Raw genomic sequence first — 15057 nt, forward strand, 5'->3', positions numbered from 1 at the left:
GGTGGCAACCATCCTCCGCCCCGCCCGTTCTCTGTGGCAATCCAAGCCAATAGGAGAACGACGATGGCCGACAAGGATACCCCGCAGGAAGTCGCGAACACCTTCCTCGACAAGCTGAAGTCCAGCCCGTTCGTGATGATCGGCCTCGACGACGGCCAGCATTCCGAGCCGATGACCGCACAGCTCGACGACGATCAGCCCAACGTGCTGTTCTTCTTCGCCGGTCGCGACAACCGCATCGCCAAGGGTGGCGCGGCAATGGCGCAGTTCGTCGGCAAGGGGCATGATTTCTTCGCGTGCATGGCCGGCACGGTCTCGCAGATGAACGACCGCACGCAGATCGACAAGCTGTGGAACAACCAGGTCGAGGCCTGGTTTCCGGGCGGCAAGGAAGACCCCAACCTCACGCTGCTGCGCTTCGACATCAACAGCGCGGAACTCTGGGAAACCGACATCTCGCTGACCGGACGCGTCAAGATGCTGTTCGGCGGCACGATCACGTCGAGCGAGTCGAGCAGCCACGCAGTCGTCGACTCGGTCGGCTGACCCAGATACCGATCGCGACCGCCGGTTTAGGACCGGCGGTCGCGATCGAACTTTATACTGGCGGATTATTATCCGTTCGCGGTGATGAACTCCTCGACCACCGGCGCGATCGTGTTGCGCCAGCGCGAGCCGTTGAAGATCCCGTAATGGCCGGCCCCCTCGGCGATCAGATACCGCTTCTTTGCCTCGGGAAGAGCGGTCGCCAGCGACAGCGCCGCCTTGGTCTGCCCCAGCCCAGAAATATCGTCGCGCTCGCCCTCGATCGCCAACAGGCCAATATCGGTGATCGCCGCCGGATCGACCGGGCGTCCGCGGTGCGTCAGCAGGCCGCGCGGCAGCGCGTGGGTCTGGAACACCACGTCGATCGTCTGCAGATAGAATTCGGCGGTCATGTCGCAGACCGAGCGATATTCCTCGTAGAAGCCCTTGCTCGCCATCGCGCTCTCGCCGTCGCCCTGGACGAGATGCTTATACATCTCCCAGTGCGAGACCATGTGGTTGCCGAGGTTCATCGACATGAAGCCGGCCAGCTGCAGGAAGCCCGGATAGACCTTGCGCCCCGCGCCCGGATAATTCGCCGGCACCGTCGCGATGACATTCTGTTCAAACCACGTATGCGGACGCTCGGTCGCCAGCGTGTTGACCGCGGTCGGCGCCTCGCGCGTGTCGACCGGCCCGCCCATCAGCGTCAGCGTCTTCGGCCGGCACGGATTGCCGTCCGCGCTCATCAGCGCCGCCGCGGCATAACAGGGCACGGACGGCTGGCAGACCGCCAGCATATGCGTGCCGCCCTGCCCCTCGTTCCTACCGATCGCCTCGAGGAACGCGATCACATAGTCGATATAATCGTCGAGATCGAACCGCCCGGCGGACAGCGGCACGCTGCGCGCATCGCGCCAGTCGGTGATGTACACGTCGGCGAACGGCAGCATCCGCTCGACCGTGCCGCGCAGCAGAGTCGCATAATGCCCCGACATGGGCGCGACGATCAGCAGCTTGGGTCCGCCCTCGACGCCCTCCCGCACGAACCGCTTGAGCTGGCCGAAATCCTTGCGCAGCACGATCTCCTCGCGGACCGCGAATTCGCGTCCGTCGATGATCGTGTGGTCGAGGCCGAACGCCGGCTTGCCGCGAGTCGCATTGACGTGCGCGAACACCTCCAGCGCCGATCCGACGACCGCGCCGCCGCCCAAATAGGCGAATGGGTTTGCTGGGTTATTCAGCATTCCCGCCCCGAAACTGGCCATTCTGCTGGCACCTGCCATCATCGACCGCTGAAATTCATAGGCATCGTAGAGCATTCGGTATCCTCTACCCCAAAAGGGGTTAACATTTCCGTAACGCAATTATGCTGCCGCGCAACAGAGCATTGCCCGGACGCAGGCGCGCGCGTGTCCCAATCCCGTGCGCGTCCTGCTTGTCCAACGTCCCGGCCGTCATGCGGTTGCCGTTGAGCGTGACCCTCGCCACTGCTAGGCGATCCGCCATGGCCAAGCCGATACTCGACGAAAAGACGCCCCGCCGGATCGGCGACCTTGCAATGGTGTGGCGACACGCCGCAAACTACCCGCGCCAGATCACCTTTGCGGGACTCGCGCTGGTAACCACCTCGGCCGCAACGATCGGCATACCCTACGGCTTCAAGCGCGTGATCGACCGCGGCTTCGGCCCGGGCGCGAGCGGATCGGTCGGGACCTCGTTCCATTATCTGCTCATGATCGTCGTCGTGCTCGCGGTCGCGACCGCGGTGCGCTTCTACTATGTGTCGTGGCTTGGCGAACGAGTCGTCGCGGACATCCGCACCACGGTGCAGCGTCACCTGCTCACCCTGACACCGCGCTTCTTCGAGGAAAATCGCCCGTCGGAGATCGCCTCGCGGCTGACCTCGGACACTGCGCTGATCGACCAGGTCGTCGGCAGCACCGTCTCGATCGCGCTGCGCAACACCTTCACCGGGGTCGGCGGGCTGATCTACCTATTCGCGATCTCGCCCAAGCTCGCCGGGCTGCTGATGATCGGCATCCCCCTGATCGTCCTGCCGATCGCGCTGCTCGGCAAGCGCGTCCGCAACTATTCGCGTACCTCGCAGGACCGCGTCGCCGATGTCGGCTCGATCGCCACCGAGACGCTCGGCGCGATGAAGGTCGTGCAGGCGTTCGGGCAGGAAGACCGCGAGGCGACCCGCTTCGGTGACGCGGTGCGCGCGACCTTTGCCGCGGCGCGTGCGCGGATCCTGTTGCGCGCGATCATGACCGCGATCGTCATCGGCCTGCTGTTCGGCTCGATCACGCTGGTGCTGTGGGAAGGCGCGGTCGACGTCGCCGCCGGGCGGATCAGCGGCGGCGCGATCGCCGCCTTCGTCCTGACCGGCGGGATCGTCGCGGGCGCGTTCGGGGCGCTGACCGAGGTTTACGGCGATCTGCTGCGCGGCGCGGGTGCCGCCGGGCGGCTGTCCGAACTGCTCCGCGAGACGCCCGAAATCGCGCCGCCCGCCACGCCCGTCGCGCTGCCGCAGCCGTCGCGCGGTGCACTCGCCTTCGAGGGCGTCCGGTTCCATTACCCCACCCGCCGCGACGTCGCGGCGCTCAACGGCTTCTCGCTCGACATCAAACCGGGCGAGACGGTCGCGGTCGTCGGCCCCTCGGGCGCGGGCAAGACCACGCTGTTCCAGCTCGTCCAGCGCTTCTACGATCCCGATGCGGGTCGCGTGACGCTCGACGGCGTCGACCTGCGCGACGCCGATCCCGCCGCGGTCCGCGCCCGGATCGCGATGGTGCCACAGGAAACCGTGATCTTCGGTGCGTCGGCGCGGGACAATCTCCGCTATGGCGACTGGACCGCGAGCGACGACCAGCTCTGGGCCGCCGCCGAGGCCGCCAACGCCGCCGAATTTCTCCGCAAGCTGCCCGAAGGACTCGACACCTTCCTCGGCGAAGGCGGCGCGCGGCTGTCGGGCGGCCAGCGTCAGCGCGTGACGATCGCGCGCGCGCTGCTCCGCGACGCGCCGATCCTGCTGCTCGACGAGGCGACCAGCGCGCTCGACGCGGAGAGCGAGCGGCTCGTTCAGGAGGCTTTGGAACGGCTCATGGCGAACCGCACCACGCTCGTCATCGCGCACCGCCTCGCGACGGTCCGCGCCGCCGAACGGATCATCGTGATGAACGACGGTCAGATCGTCGAGGAAGGCTCGCACGGGGCGCTGATGACCAACAGCGGCCTCTATGCGCGACTGGCCAGCCTGCAGTTCAACGACGCGGCCTAGCCCTTCGGCGGTTTCGCGCGCCTGGGCTTGGGCAGCGGCAGCTCGGCGGCCGAGATCCGGACGATCTCGGCCATCCAGTCGGCATCGTCCCAGCGATCCGCGTCGATCACCAGACAGGGTTTCGCCCCCGGATAGGGCGCTGCTTCCTCGATCGCCGCGCCGTCGCTACTCGCGAACGTGCGCCCGCCCGGGGTCGGCTTGAGGAACAGCCGGTCGTCGCAGATCAGCGCGACCATCCGCCCGTCGCAATAGACGCCATATTCGCCGAACATCGGCCGCGCGGCGACCTCGCCCGCGGCGGCGATCTGCTCGACGATGAACGCGACGATGCTCGGGTCGGAGGCCATTGCCCGATCCTGACAGATCCGCCCCGCCTTGACGAGACGCGGCGTTTCGCTTGCGGGGCGGCGCCGGTCGGGGCAGACTTGCGGCAAAACGGGAGATGGACATGCGCGACTTCGACATCGTCATCTATGGCGCGACCGGCTTTACCGGCCGGCTGGTCGCCGAATATCTCGTCCAGGCCTATCCGACCGGCCTCAGCTGGGCGATGGCCGGGCGGTCGCGCGCCAAGCTCGAGGAGGTTCGCGACCTGATCGGCGCGCGCGCCGACACGCCGCTCATCACCGCCGACTCGGCCGATCCCGCGAGCCTGCGCGCGATGGTCGAGCGCGCCACCGTCGTGATCTCGACCGTCGGGCCCTACCAGCTCTACGGCTCCGACCTCGTCGCCGCCTGCGCTGCATCGGGCACCGCCTATGTCGACCTGTGCGGCGAGCCCGCCTGGATGCGCCACATGATCGACGCGCACGAGGGGGAGGCCACGCGCACCGGCGCCCGGATCGTCTTCTCCTGCGGCTTCGACAGCATCCCGTTCGATCTCGGCGTGCTCACGCTCCAGGAGGCGGCCAAGGCGCGCTACGGCAGCCCTGCGCCGCGCGTGAAGGGCCGCGTCCGGACGATGAAGGGCACCTTCTCCGGCGGCACCGCGGCCAGCCTCAAGGCGACGCTCGCCGCCGCCGCGCGCGATCCCGGCCTCGTCAAGCTGCTGACCAGCCCGTTCGCGCTTACCCCGGGCTTCACCGGGCCGCATCAGCCGACCGGGCTGCTCCCCGAATATGACTCGACGCTCCAGACCTGGGTCGCACCGTTCGTGATGGCGCCGATCAACACCAAGAACGTCCACCGCACCAATTTCCTGCTCGGCGAGGCCTATGGCGCGGACTTCGTCTATGACGAGATGATGGTCGCGGGGCTCGGCGACATGGGCAAGGCCGCGGCCGAGGCGATCGCGAAGTTCAATCCGTTCGCGGGCGACAAGGGCCCGAAGCCCGGCGAAGGCCCCTCCAAGGCCGAACGCGATGAAGGCCATTACGACCTGCTGTTCGCAGGCATCATGCCCGATGGCAGCCGCATCGACACGGTCGTGACGGGCGACCGCGACCCGGGCTATGGATCGACCAGCAAGATGATCGCGGAATCGGCGATCTGCCTCGTGCGCGATGTCGCGGGCGATGGCGGCATCTGGACGCCGGGCGCGCTGATGGGCGCCAAACTGCGCGACCGGCTGATCGCGCATGCCGGGCTGACCTTCGTCACGTCCTGACCGATTGCGGTGTTAACGTTTGATATCAGCGTGGTGGCTACCTATCTGGCGAAGTGATTGCAAAGGACTCCCGCCCAGATGCTCGTCGGCCATTCCATGTCGGACCCGGACGGTCTGTTGCTGACCATGGATACGACCGTCGAGGACCTGCTGCAGCGGCCGCTGCGCGAACTGGTCGGGCGGTCCTATGCCGACGTGACCCACCCGGACGACCGCGTCCGCAACATCGATCGGGTCACCATGCTCGCCCCCGGCGCAGGCCCGGTCTGCATCCGCAAGCGCTATCTCCAGCCCGGCGGTGCCGCGGTGTGGGTCGACGTCCATGTCTCGCGGCTCGACCGCGGGCTCGAGGCCGGCCGGCTCGTCGGCACGCTCTACCTCCCGCAAGCCAAGGCGCTCACCGCGGTGCCCGACGTCGTCATGCCCGAACGGCTCTGGCAGGTCGCGCTGAAGGTCGACCGGAGCCTGCACCGACGACGCGAGCAACTCGGCGACGACCTGTTCGGCGACCATGCCTGGCTCGTACTGGTGCAGATCTATCTCGCCGAGGCCGAGGGTCGGGTGATCGATGCGGCGACGCTGGGCGCGCTGTCGCTGCTCGATCTGCCGCGCACGCACCGCTGGATCGGCGCGCTCGCCGAAAAGGGCCTGGTCGAACGCCCCGACTGCAGCGCGGGGGTGATCCAGCTCACCGCCACGGGCCTCGCCAGGACCGAAACCCTGCTCGCCACCTACTCCGACTTGGCGTAACAGCGGCGGCGCCATCTTCGATCCGGACCGTCCTGCCCATGCCCGCCGACCCCTTACCCGCCGCCGATCCTCTGGCGAGCCACCCTGAGTCCCTCGGACCGGTCCGCGTCGCCGCGCTCTATCGCTTCACGCCCTTTGCCGACATCGCCGCGATCAAGCCGCCGCTCGCCGCGCTGTGCTGTGCGCAAGGCGTGAAGGGCACGCTGCTGCTCGCAGCCGAGGGGATCAACGGCACGATCGCGGGGACCGACGCGGCGATCGACACCGTCCTCGCGCATATCCGCGCGCTGCCCGGCTGTGCCGCTCTCGACGTCAAGGATTCGCGCGCCGAAACGATGCCCTTCCACCGCATGAAGGTCCGCCTCAAGCGCGAGATCGTGACGATGGGCGAACCCGATATCGATCCGCTCGGTGATGTCGGCCGCTATGTCGAGCCCGGCGACTGGAACGCGCTGATCGCCGATCCGGGGACGATCGTGATCGACACGCGCAACGATTATGAGGTCGCGGTCGGCAGCTTCGCCGGCGCGATCGACCCGAAGACGCGCAGCTTCCGCGACTTCCCCGCCTGGTTCCGCGACCACCGCGACCAACTGGTCGGCGAAGGCCCGCCGCCAAGAATCGCGATGTTCTGCACCGGCGGGATCCGCTGCGAGAAGTCGACCGCGTTCCTGAAAGCGGAAGGGTTGGACGAGGTCTATCACCTGAAGGGCGGCATCCTCAAATATCTCGAAACCGTGCCCGAGGCGGAGAGCCTGTGGGAGGGCGAATGCTTCGTCTTCGATCAGCGCGTCGCGGTCGGCCACGGCCTCGCCCCCGGTACGCACGGCTTGTGCCACGCCTGCCGCATGCCCGTCAGCCCCGCCGACCGCGCCTCGCCGCTCTATGTCGAGGGGATCAGCTGCCCCGCCTGCCACGACGCCCGCGACGCGACCCAGCGCGCCGGCTATGCCGAACGCGAACGCCAGATGCGCCTCGCCGAAGCCCGCGGCCAGACGCATGTCGGCGCGGTCCTCCCGCAGACTCACGCGGATGACGACGGCCTCATTCCCTCTTCGTCATCCTGACGAAAGTCAGGGCCCACACCCCCTTCCCGTCATCCTGACGAAAGTCAGGATCCAGAGTAACGGGCGGCACCTTCGTGGCTCTGGATCCTGACTTTCGTCAGGATGACGACGTTCAGGCGGCGGATCCCGATGCGTGCGAACCCTCGGCAAACCGCGCCGCCAGTGCCGCATTCCCCTGCGACATCGCAAGCGACGCCACGCTGTTCCCCGCCGCATCGACCACCGCCGGGTCCGCACCCTGTTCGATCAGCAGGTCGATGATGGCCCCCTGATTGAACAACGCCGCCATCATCAGCGCAGTCTGCCCGACACCGTTGCGCCGGTTCACGTCCGCCCCTGCCGCGATCAGCATCCGCGCGATCGAGGTATAGCCCTTGAAGCACACCCCCATCAGCGCGGTATTGGCGGTGCTCGCCGGATCGCCATCGACGCGCGCGCCCGCGTCGAGCAGCAGCTGCGTCGTCGATTCCTGCGCATTGTAGCTCGCCAGCACTAGCGGGGTGTATCCCCGCGCATCGGTCACCTCGATATCGACCCCCGCCTGCAGCAGCGCCGGGATCATCTCGTCCCGCCCCATCCGCGCGGCATCGAACATCAGTTCGACCAGCCGCTCGATCGGCGGCAACGGGGGCAGCTCGCGTACGTCAGTCATTATTCGCCTCGATGATATGCGGGACGAAGCGCGCCATGTTGCGCGTCACCACGGTCTCATCCTCCCGAACGCCGATCCCCGCGGCTTCGTTGCCGACGATCCACGCCCCGATCACCGGATGCCGCCCCTCGAACACCGGCGGCGGCGCATAGGCCTGGAGGATCGCCCCTTCGGCACCATAGCCCTGGTCGAGAATGGCGGGCGTGCCGCCCTCCCCGCCGACGATCTCGACATTGGCCCCCTCGCGCGAGAATAGCGGCTTGCGGACATGGCGCGGCCCCAGGATCGTCGCCGCCGGATCGCCGTCAAAGAACGCCGGCAGCAGATTCGGGTGCCCGGGATGCCGCTCCCACAGCAGCGGCAGGATGCCCTTGTTCGACAGGATCGATTTCCACGCCGGCTCGATCCAGCGCACGTCCGCGCGTGACAGGTTCGGCGCATAGGGTTCGCGCAGCATGAACTCCCACGGATAGAGCTTGAACGCCGCCTGCACTTCGAAGCCTTCGGGGTCGACGAACCGGCCATCCGCAGCGAGGCCGATATCCTTCATCTCGACGAACTTCGGCTCGATCCCGACCTGGCTCGCCAGATCCTCGAAGAACCGCACCGTCTGCCGATCCTCGATCGCGGTCGCGTCGGCTGCGAAATGGACGAAGCCGCCGCTCGGGAACAGCGCGCGGAACCGCTCGCGCAGCTTGTCGAACAGGCTGTTGAACTGGTCGGTCCCCGCCGGCATCGCCCCGCTCGCGAGCAGGTCCTCCAGCCACATCCACTGGAACGTCGCGCATTCGAACACCGATGTCGGCGTGTCCGCGTTATATTCGTAGAGCTTGGCCGGTCCCGTCCCGTCATAGGCGAAGTCGAACCGGCCATAGAGTGACGGCTGGCGCGTCCGCCACGTTTCCGCGACGTAATTCCACTGCTCGCGCGGGATGGCGAGCCGCTCCATCAGCTGCTGGTCGCGCACCACCTCGTCGACCAGGTCGAGGCACATCGCGTGCATCTGTTCGGCCGCGGGTTCGAGATCCTCCTCGATCTCCGCCAGCGTGAAGGCATAGGCGGCGCTCTCGTCCCAATAGGGTTCGATTGCGTCGCCGACCGCCGTGCCGTGATAGACGAACCCGATCGCGTCGGCCCGTTCGCGCCAGTCGCCGCGCGGGTCGACCGCGATCCGGCGCATCAGTTGTCCTGCGTCTTGCTGTCGTCGCGCTGCTCGATCCGCAGCGTCTGCCCGAGCTGGTCGGTCTTGGGCGCGGTCAGCCGGGCGAGCACGTCGTCCGCGGACGACTGACCCGGCAGGATCCCCGCCTGGCGCAGCTTCTCGTCGAGATCCGCGCCGGTGCGCCGATCCTCCAGCTCGCCGGCCGCCTTGATCCGCTCGCCGCGGATCGCCTGCCGCTCGCGGATCCGCGCAAGGCTGTCCGCCGCGGAGCCCAGCTTGTTGCCCGCGCCGATGCTGCCCGACGCGACCGTCGCCTGCGCCTTCTGCACCGACTCGTTGACCTTGACGACCTCGACCTCGCGGCGGAGCTGCTCGATCTTGCGGTCGGTCTGCGCGACCGCGGTGTGGATCTGCTCCTCGGCGGCGCGCATGTCCTCGACCTGCGGGCTCTTCAGCGCGATGTCCTGTTCAAGGTCGGCGATCCGCTGCGCGACCTGCCGCGCGAGATCCATATTGCCCTTCTCGACCGCGATCCGCGCCGAGGCCTCGTATTTCGCGGCCTGCGCGCGGAAGCTCTCGACCTCGGTCTCGAGAATGCGGCGGCGGGCGACCAGCCCGGCCAGGTCGTCGCGCGCTTTCCCTTGCGCCTTGTCCGCGTCGCGGATTTCCTGGTCGAGGATCCGCAGGGCGTTCGCGTCGACGACCGCCGCGCCGGCTTCATGCGCGCCCGCCCGGCCGAGGGTGAAAATCTTGCTCCAGATGGCCATGCCAGTCTCTCCGTATGATGCTTTGGGTCAGGCGGCGGGGATCTGCGCGTTGCGCAGGTCGGTGGCCGCATCGATCGCGTTCTCGGCCAGCGTGCGCAGCTCGATCACGATCGTGTCGAGCCGGCTCGACGTCGCGAGTTCGCCGAACAGTTCATAATAATCGCGCCCTTCGACGCTGCCGATCCCGAAGTTCGACAGCGGCACCAGCTTCTGCGTCTTCAGCAGGAACGCGTTGAACGCCGCCTGGTCCTCCTGCTCGTCGCACGGCCAGAGCAGGGTGGACGCCGAGATCTGCGCCTCGCTGACATTGACGAACAGTTCGAGGTCGCCATGCTCGTGCATCGTGACGAGCAGGATCGGATCGGCCCCCTCGACGATACGGACGCTCAACTCCCCCGTTTTCGCAGGCTCGGACGTATCGAGCGCGGCCTTGAGGCTGCGGACGGTCCAGATGTCGGTCAATGCAAAAACTCCCATGCGTGGCTCGTGCGCCAACATAGGACGTCTCGGAAAGCCTTGCTATGCCGTTCGCGCGCGAAAGCGGCACCCGCCTCATCCCCCTCCGCCATCCTGCCACTCCGCCACCCCCTACTCCGTCATCCTGACAAAAGTCAGGATCCAGAGTAACCAGGCGCACCGCATCGTAACCCTGGATCCTGACTTTCGTCAGGATGACGAGAAAAGGCGTACGGACAGGAAACTCCAACCCCGCCGCCCTTTGCGACCGCCACCGCTTTGCCCTATGCAGGCCGTCAACACAGATGCGAGGATTGCATGTTCGATCGCCTGTTCGGCCGCAAGCAACCGCTTGAAGGCTCCGGACTTCCCGTCATCCGCAACGTCACGCTCGGTCGCACGGTGACCGTCGACCCGCTCGCCTGGCGCCGGTTCGGGTCGGAGCTGCTGTTCCCGTTCGACCGCGACACGCTGGTGATCGTCGCGCAGGGGCTCGTCGACCTCAACGAGGGCGGGTTCGTCCACCGTTTCTACACCGATGACGACATCATGTTCCAGGCGGTCTCGAACGACCGCGCCGGGCAGGACGTCACCGACGTCACGATCTTCGCGCCTTGGGACAGCGCCTACCCCTCCTCCGCCGCCGAACGCCCCGCCTGGAAGTCCCGGCTCAAGGCGCGCAGCTTCACTGCGGAGGGCCTCCCCGACTATAACCGCGTCTGGTTCGGTCCCGAGGCGAGCGAACAGGAACCGGTGACCTTCTGGGAGGATCTCCACGACGACCGTGACGGGATCGTCGACCGTCGCATCTTCCAGACCTGCATGCTGTTCGGCCGCGACCTGCCGGGCGACGACGGCCGCGAACTGCTGCTCGCGATCGACCAGGAGAATGAGGCGGGCGAGGTCTCGTTCGAGATCATGCTCGGCGTCGCACTGGAACTCGGCGAGTTCCGCGCCTAGCATCGTCGCATCAGCGTTCCGGGGGATTCAGATGATCGACTATTACAGCTTCGGCGCCAGCGCGGCGGCCTTCCTGATCGCGTTCGTCGCGGCCGGGCTCTTCACCATCGCGTTCAAGATCATCTTCCAGGCGACCACGCCCTATAACGAGAAGGCGCTGATCCGCGACGGCAATACCGCCGCGGCGATCACGCTGGGCGCGGCCTTGCTCGGCTATGTCCTCCCGCTCGCCTCCGCGCTGACGCACACCGTCACGCTGGTCGAGTTCGCGGTGTGGGCGGTGCTCGCGGGCGTCATCCAGATCGTCGCCGCGCTCGTCGTCCGCCGCCTCGTGATGCGCGACATTCACGACCGGATCGTGCGGGGCGACATCGCCGCCGCCACCTATATGGGCAGCATCTCGCTCTGCGTCGGCATCCTCAATGCCGCGTGCATGACGAACTGAGAGGCAAAGACATGAAGCGTTCCAGCTCGATCGTCCTCACCGGCCTGATCGCGGGCTCGGGCATCTCGCTGACCGCCTGCGACGGCGATGTCGGCGGCAAGCCCGTCGACGCGCAGAGCTATGCCTCGGTCGCCGAATGCCGCTCGGCGGGGGCGATCCCGGCCGCGCAGTGCGACACCGCCTATGAACAGGCCAAGACCGACGCCGCCAAGACCGCACCACGGTTCGAGGACAAGCAGACCTGCGAGGAGCAGTTCGGCGCCGCGCAGTGCGAGCCGCGCAACAATGGCAGCGGCGGCAGCTTCTTCACGCCGTTGCTGACCGGGTTCATCATCGGCCAGGCGCTCAACGGCGGCTATGGCTATCGCGGCGCGCCGATGTACCGCGACCGTCAGGGCAATTATTACGGCGGCGCCGGCGGCCGCATCAGCCGCGACTACGTCACCGGCCGCACCCGCGTCGGCTCGGACGCCTTCACCCCTACCACCGCGCGCGCTCCCGCGCGGGTCCAGACCCGCAGCTCGGTGATCTCGCGCGGCGGGTTCGGTGGCGGCTTTGGCGGCCGCGGCGGCTTCGGCGGCTGACCCCTGATCCTCCCCCGCCAGGGGGAGGACAGTATCTCAGGCGTCCCGCGGCACGCGCAGCATCGCCAGCGCCGCGACGCCCATCACCCCCGCCGCGATCAGCATCGCCCAGACCGGGTCGCCTGGAAACACCGTCCGCATCACCTGCCCCATCACCGACGACACGATCAGCTGCGGCAGCACGATGAAGATGTTGAACAGCCCCATGTAAACGCCCAGCTTGGCCTGCGGCAGCGCGTTGGACAGCATCGCATAGGGCATCGTCAGGATCGACGACCAGGCGATCCCGATCAGCACCATCGACCCGATCAGCGCATAGGGGTCGCGCAGGAGCAGGAACGACCCGAACCCCGCCGCCCCGCTCAGCAACCCCAGGATATGCGCATTGCGCCGCCCGATCCGGCCCGCGAGCCACGGCATCACGAACGCCCACACCGTCGCCACGCCGTTATACACCGCGAACAGCACCCCGACCCAGTTCGCGCCGTCATTATACGCCGCGCTCGCCGTGTCGGTCGTCCCGAACGCGCGCTGCGTGACGATCGGCGTGGTGTAGATCCACATGATGAACAGCGCCGACCAGGTGAAGAACTGGACCAGCGCAAGCCGCTTCATCGTCTTCGGCATGCTCGCAAGATCGCCGACGATCTGGCTGAGAACATTGGACTTTCGACCCGACCGAACCAGCGCGGCGCTGACCAGCAGCGCGATACCGAACGCGATCAGCCCGGCGCCGAGCAGATAGACCGGCTTGTCGAGCCCGAACCGCGCCACCGCCGCGATCACGATCGCCCCCAGCGCGATCCACACCGGCGCCAGCCGCGCGCCCGATCCGACCGGTGCCGCTATCGCCGGCCCCGCCTCGACCACGCCGTCATCCTGCTCGAACGCGGCCATCTCGTCGGGCGAATATTCCTTGGTCGTCAGCACCGTCCAGAGCACCGCGCAGAACAACGCCGCCGCGCCGAGATAGAAGCCATAGCGCACCGATGGGGGGATCCCGCCGCCCGCCGCGGTATTTGCGACGTGGAAGACGTCGGTCAGGATCAGCGGCGCCAGGCTGCCGATCACCGCGCCCGCGCCGATGAAGCCGGTCTGGAACGCATAGCCCGCGGTCCGCTGCCGGCTGCCCAGCATGTCGCCGACGAACGCGCGGAACGGCTCCATCGCGACGTTGAGCGATCCGTCGAGCATCCACAGCAGCGCCGCCGCGACCCACAAAACGGGCGCGTTCGGCATCCCCAGCAACGCGATCGTCGCCAGCACCGCACCGCCCAGGAAATAGGGTCGCCGGCGCCCGAGCCGCCCCCAGGTCCGGTCGCTGTAATGCCCGATCACCGGCTGGACGAGCAGCCCGGTCAGCGGCGCCGCGATCCACAGAAAGGCAAGGTCGTCGACACTGGTGCCGAGCGACTGGAAGATCCGGCTGACATTCGCGTTCTGGAGGGCGAAACCGATCTGGATCCCGAAGAACCCGAACGAGATGTTCCACAGACCCCAGAAACCCTGACGCGGCTTCTCGCGCGTCACGCCGCCGCCTCGCCCGACGAACGCCGTACGACGAGCTGCGTCGGCAGCACGATGCTCGTCACCGGGCGATCGTCGATCCGCGCGAGCAGCATCTCGACCAGCCGCCGGCCGCCCAGCACCGTGTCCTGCGCCACCGTCGTCAGCGGTGGGTTGGCGAGGCTGGCGGCGGGAATGTCGTCGAACCCGACGATCGCGACGTCGTCGGGGACGATCCGCCCCGCCCCCGCCAGCACCCGCATCGCCGACAGCGCGATCAGGTCGCTCGCCGCGACGATCGCATCGAACGCGACCCCGCGCGCGAGCAACGCCTGCGCCGCGCGCGTGCCGTCCTCCTCGGTCGTGATCGCATCGACCTGCAAGTGCGGATCCGCATGCAGGCCATGCTCCTCAAGCGCCGCGAGATAGCCGCGGTGGCGGTCGTAAAATTCCGGATAATGATCGGTCGCATCCCCCAGGAACGCGATCCGCCTCCGCCCCTGCGCGATCAGGTGCCGCGTCGCCTCCGCACCGCCCGCGACATTGTCGCACCCCACGGTGAGCCCGGGCTGGTCGTGCCGCACCGATCCCCAGCGAATGAAATGCGTCCCCTGCGCCACGAGATGGTCGAGCCGCGCGCGATAATCCGCATAATCGCCATAGCCGAGCAGGATCAGCCCGTCGGCGCGGTGGCTGTCCTCGTAATCGGTATGCCAGTCGGACGAGAAATTCTGGAACGAGACGAGCAGGTCATAGCCGTGATCGGCACACGCCCCCATCATCGCGCCCAGCATGCCCAGGAAGAACGGATTGACCTCAGTCTCGTCGGGCGTCGGATCGCGGAACAGCAGCAGCGCGATCGTCCGCGTCTTGCCGCTGCGCAGGTTCGAGGCACTGCGGTCGACGGTATAGTTCAGCTGCTTGGCGATCGCCTCGATCCGCTGCCGCGTCGCCGGGCTGACCGTCGGGCTGCCACGGAGTGCGCGCGACACGGTCGGCTGCGATACGCCCGCGGCCTGCGCGATGTCGAACGACGTGGATTTGCGCTGGGCACTCAAGACAGGGATCCTCTCGGGGGCGCTCGGACGGCGTCGCCGTCGCAATCATCACTCCAGTTTGCCCGCAACGTCAACGCATTGGCCCCCGCGATCCGTGGCAAATCGGCAACACGGCCGGAACGGCCGCACTGAATACGTATGTCGATTGATTGGCTTTCGTGAGGCGGAATTCCATTGGAACGCCACACACGGCCCACGGCGCGAAAGATGCAGCGGGGCTTTCAGGGGAGTTGAAC

The 15057-nt window shown here is 67.5% G+C and carries 16 protein-coding genes; 8 read left to right on the forward strand and 8 right to left on the reverse strand.

Annotation, left to right across the window (positions count from 1 at the left end; genetic code table 11):
- The first annotated feature begins 63 nt into the window (after window positions 1–63).
- Window positions 64–546 (forward strand): pyridoxamine 5'-phosphate oxidase family protein, encoded by a 483-nt coding sequence (locus ASE89_RS08035; RefSeq protein ID WP_031394543.1) that lies wholly within the window; start codon window positions 64–66, stop codon window positions 544–546.
- A gap of 68 nt (window positions 547–614) precedes the next feature.
- Here ASE89_RS08035 and ASE89_RS08040 read toward each other — a convergent pair whose 3' ends face one another.
- The gene (locus ASE89_RS08040) at window positions 615–1847 is read right to left on the reverse strand and encodes a polyhydroxyalkanoate depolymerase (protein WP_056675852.1); all 1233 of its coding nucleotides are present in this window, start codon (window positions 1845–1847) and stop codon (window positions 615–617) included.
- A gap of 185 nt (window positions 1848–2032) precedes the next feature.
- Between ASE89_RS08040 and ASE89_RS08045 the strand changes: the two genes are divergently transcribed.
- Window positions 2033–3808: an ABC transporter transmembrane domain-containing protein gene (locus ASE89_RS08045; RefSeq protein ID WP_156363364.1), complete on the forward strand. Its 1776-nt coding sequence runs from the start codon at window positions 2033–2035 to the stop codon at window positions 3806–3808.
- Here ASE89_RS08045 and ASE89_RS08050 read toward each other — a convergent pair.
- Window positions 3805–4155, reverse strand: a complete 351-nt coding sequence (locus tag ASE89_RS08050; protein ID WP_056675855.1) for a TfoX/Sxy family protein — start codon at window positions 4153–4155, stop codon at window positions 3805–3807. The two genes, ASE89_RS08045 and ASE89_RS08050, sit on opposite strands and share 4 nt — an antisense overlap.
- A gap of 101 nt (window positions 4156–4256) precedes the next feature.
- On the opposite strand from ASE89_RS08050, the gene ASE89_RS08055 reads away from it, so the two are divergent.
- The 3 genes from ASE89_RS08055 to trhO all read left to right on the forward strand — a co-directional run bounded on the left by ASE89_RS08055 (window position 4257) and on the right by trhO (window position 7231).
- Window positions 4257–5414 carry a saccharopine dehydrogenase family protein gene (locus tag ASE89_RS08055; RefSeq protein ID WP_056676440.1) on the forward strand — a complete coding sequence of 386 codons (1158 nt, stop codon included), beginning with the start codon at window positions 4257–4259 and terminating at the stop codon, window positions 5412–5414.
- Between the two features lie 96 nt (window positions 5415–5510).
- Window positions 5511–6164, forward strand: a complete 654-nt coding sequence (locus tag ASE89_RS08060; RefSeq protein ID WP_168427597.1) for a PAS domain-containing protein — start codon at window positions 5511–5513, stop codon at window positions 6162–6164.
- A 38-nt stretch (window positions 6165–6202) separates the two neighbouring features.
- Entirely contained in the window at window positions 6203–7231 is a 1029-nt protein-coding gene (gene trhO, locus ASE89_RS08065; protein ID WP_082451337.1) for an oxygen-dependent tRNA uridine(34) hydroxylase TrhO, read from the forward strand.
- 112 nt (window positions 7232–7343) lie between these two features.
- Here the strand turns inward: trhO and ASE89_RS08070 are convergent, their stop codons facing one another.
- Genes ASE89_RS08070 through ASE89_RS08085 form a run of 4 tightly spaced genes read right to left on the reverse strand, consistent with a single transcriptional unit; the run spans window position 7344 to window position 10274 of the window.
- On the reverse strand, window positions 7344–7883 hold the full coding sequence (locus ASE89_RS08070; protein WP_056675862.1) for an ankyrin repeat domain-containing protein: 540 nt from the start codon (window positions 7881–7883) through the stop codon (window positions 7344–7346).
- The gene (locus ASE89_RS08075) at window positions 7876–9063 is read right to left on the reverse strand and encodes a glutathionylspermidine synthase family protein (RefSeq protein WP_056675865.1); all 1188 of its coding nucleotides are present in this window, start codon (window positions 9061–9063) and stop codon (window positions 7876–7878) included. Before ASE89_RS08075 ends, ASE89_RS08070 begins: the two co-directional genes overlap by 8 nt.
- Window positions 9063–9812 carry a PspA/IM30 family protein gene (locus ASE89_RS08080; RefSeq protein ID WP_031440688.1) on the reverse strand — a complete coding sequence of 250 codons (750 nt, stop codon included), beginning with the start codon at window positions 9810–9812 and terminating at the stop codon, window positions 9063–9065. The genes ASE89_RS08075 and ASE89_RS08080 overlap by 1 nt, the downstream gene beginning before the upstream one ends.
- 27 nt (window positions 9813–9839) lie before the next feature.
- Entirely contained in the window at window positions 9840–10274 is a 435-nt protein-coding gene (locus tag ASE89_RS08085; RefSeq protein WP_031393897.1) for a YjfI family protein, read from the reverse strand.
- A 312-nt stretch (window positions 10275–10586) separates the two neighbouring features.
- Here ASE89_RS08085 and ASE89_RS08090 point away from each other — a divergent pair, with 312 nt between their 5' ends.
- From ASE89_RS08090 to ASE89_RS08100, 3 genes are read left to right on the forward strand one after another with little or no spacing between them, the layout of a single operon-like run.
- Window positions 10587–11228 (forward strand): DUF2491 family protein, encoded by a 642-nt coding sequence (locus ASE89_RS08090; RefSeq protein WP_056675872.1) that lies wholly within the window; start codon window positions 10587–10589, stop codon window positions 11226–11228.
- Window positions 11229–11259: 31 nt separating this feature from the next.
- Window positions 11260–11673, forward strand: coding sequence for a DUF350 domain-containing protein (locus ASE89_RS08095; RefSeq protein ID WP_031440686.1), 414 nt, complete (start codon window positions 11260–11262; stop codon window positions 11671–11673).
- Window positions 11674–11684: 11 nt separating this feature from the next.
- Window positions 11685–12257, forward strand: coding sequence for a DUF1190 domain-containing protein (locus tag ASE89_RS08100; RefSeq protein ID WP_037529576.1), 573 nt, complete (start codon window positions 11685–11687; stop codon window positions 12255–12257).
- A 36-nt stretch (window positions 12258–12293) separates the two neighbouring features.
- Here the strand turns inward: ASE89_RS08100 and ASE89_RS08105 are convergent, their stop codons facing one another.
- Entirely contained in the window at window positions 12294–13787 is a 1494-nt protein-coding gene (locus ASE89_RS08105) for an MFS transporter (protein ID WP_056675874.1), read from the reverse strand.
- Entirely contained in the window at window positions 13784–14821 is a 1038-nt protein-coding gene (locus tag ASE89_RS08110) for a LacI family DNA-binding transcriptional regulator (protein WP_056407841.1), read from the reverse strand. The genes ASE89_RS08105 and ASE89_RS08110 overlap by 4 nt, the downstream gene beginning before the upstream one ends.
- Window positions 14822–15057: the final 236 nt, after the last annotated feature.

The organism is Sphingomonas sp. Leaf30, assembly GCF_001422525.1.
Classification (GTDB): Bacteria; Pseudomonadota; Alphaproteobacteria; order Sphingomonadales; family Sphingomonadaceae; genus Sphingomonas; species Sphingomonas aerolata.

Excerpts from the sequence above, each read along its gene's own strand:
- ASE89_RS08070 (WP_056675862.1), bottom strand. The coding sequence starts at position 7,883 with ATGACTGACGTACGCGAGCTGCCCCCGTTGCCGCCGATCGAGCGGCTG.
- ASE89_RS08100 (WP_037529576.1), top strand. The coding sequence starts at position 11,685 with ATGAAGCGTTCCAGCTCGATCGTCCTCACCGGCCTGATCGCGGGCTCG.
- ASE89_RS08060 (WP_168427597.1), top strand. The coding sequence starts at position 5,511 with ATGTCGGACCCGGACGGTCTGTTGCTGACCATGGATACGACCGTCGAG.
- ASE89_RS08075 (WP_056675865.1), bottom strand. The coding sequence starts at position 9,063 with ATGCGCCGGATCGCGGTCGACCCGCGCGGCGACTGGCGCGAACGGGCC.
- trhO (WP_082451337.1), top strand. The coding sequence starts at position 6,203 with ATGCCCGCCGACCCCTTACCCGCCGCCGATCCTCTGGCGAGCCACCCT.
- ASE89_RS08055 (WP_056676440.1), top strand. The coding sequence starts at position 4,257 with ATGCGCGACTTCGACATCGTCATCTATGGCGCGACCGGCTTTACCGGC.
- ASE89_RS08040 (WP_056675852.1), bottom strand. The coding sequence starts at position 1,847 with ATGCTCTACGATGCCTATGAATTTCAGCGGTCGATGATGGCAGGTGCC.
- ASE89_RS08035 (WP_031394543.1), top strand. The coding sequence starts at position 64 with ATGGCCGACAAGGATACCCCGCAGGAAGTCGCGAACACCTTCCTCGAC.
- ASE89_RS08095 (WP_031440686.1), top strand. The coding sequence starts at position 11,260 with ATGATCGACTATTACAGCTTCGGCGCCAGCGCGGCGGCCTTCCTGATC.
- ASE89_RS08090 (WP_056675872.1), top strand. The coding sequence starts at position 10,587 with ATGTTCGATCGCCTGTTCGGCCGCAAGCAACCGCTTGAAGGCTCCGGA.
- ASE89_RS08080 (WP_031440688.1), bottom strand. The coding sequence starts at position 9,812 with ATGGCCATCTGGAGCAAGATTTTCACCCTCGGCCGGGCGGGCGCGCAT.
- ASE89_RS08045 (WP_156363364.1), top strand. The coding sequence starts at position 2,033 with ATGGCCAAGCCGATACTCGACGAAAAGACGCCCCGCCGGATCGGCGAC.
- ASE89_RS08050 (WP_056675855.1), bottom strand. The coding sequence starts at position 4,155 with ATGGCCTCCGACCCGAGCATCGTCGCGTTCATCGTCGAGCAGATCGCC.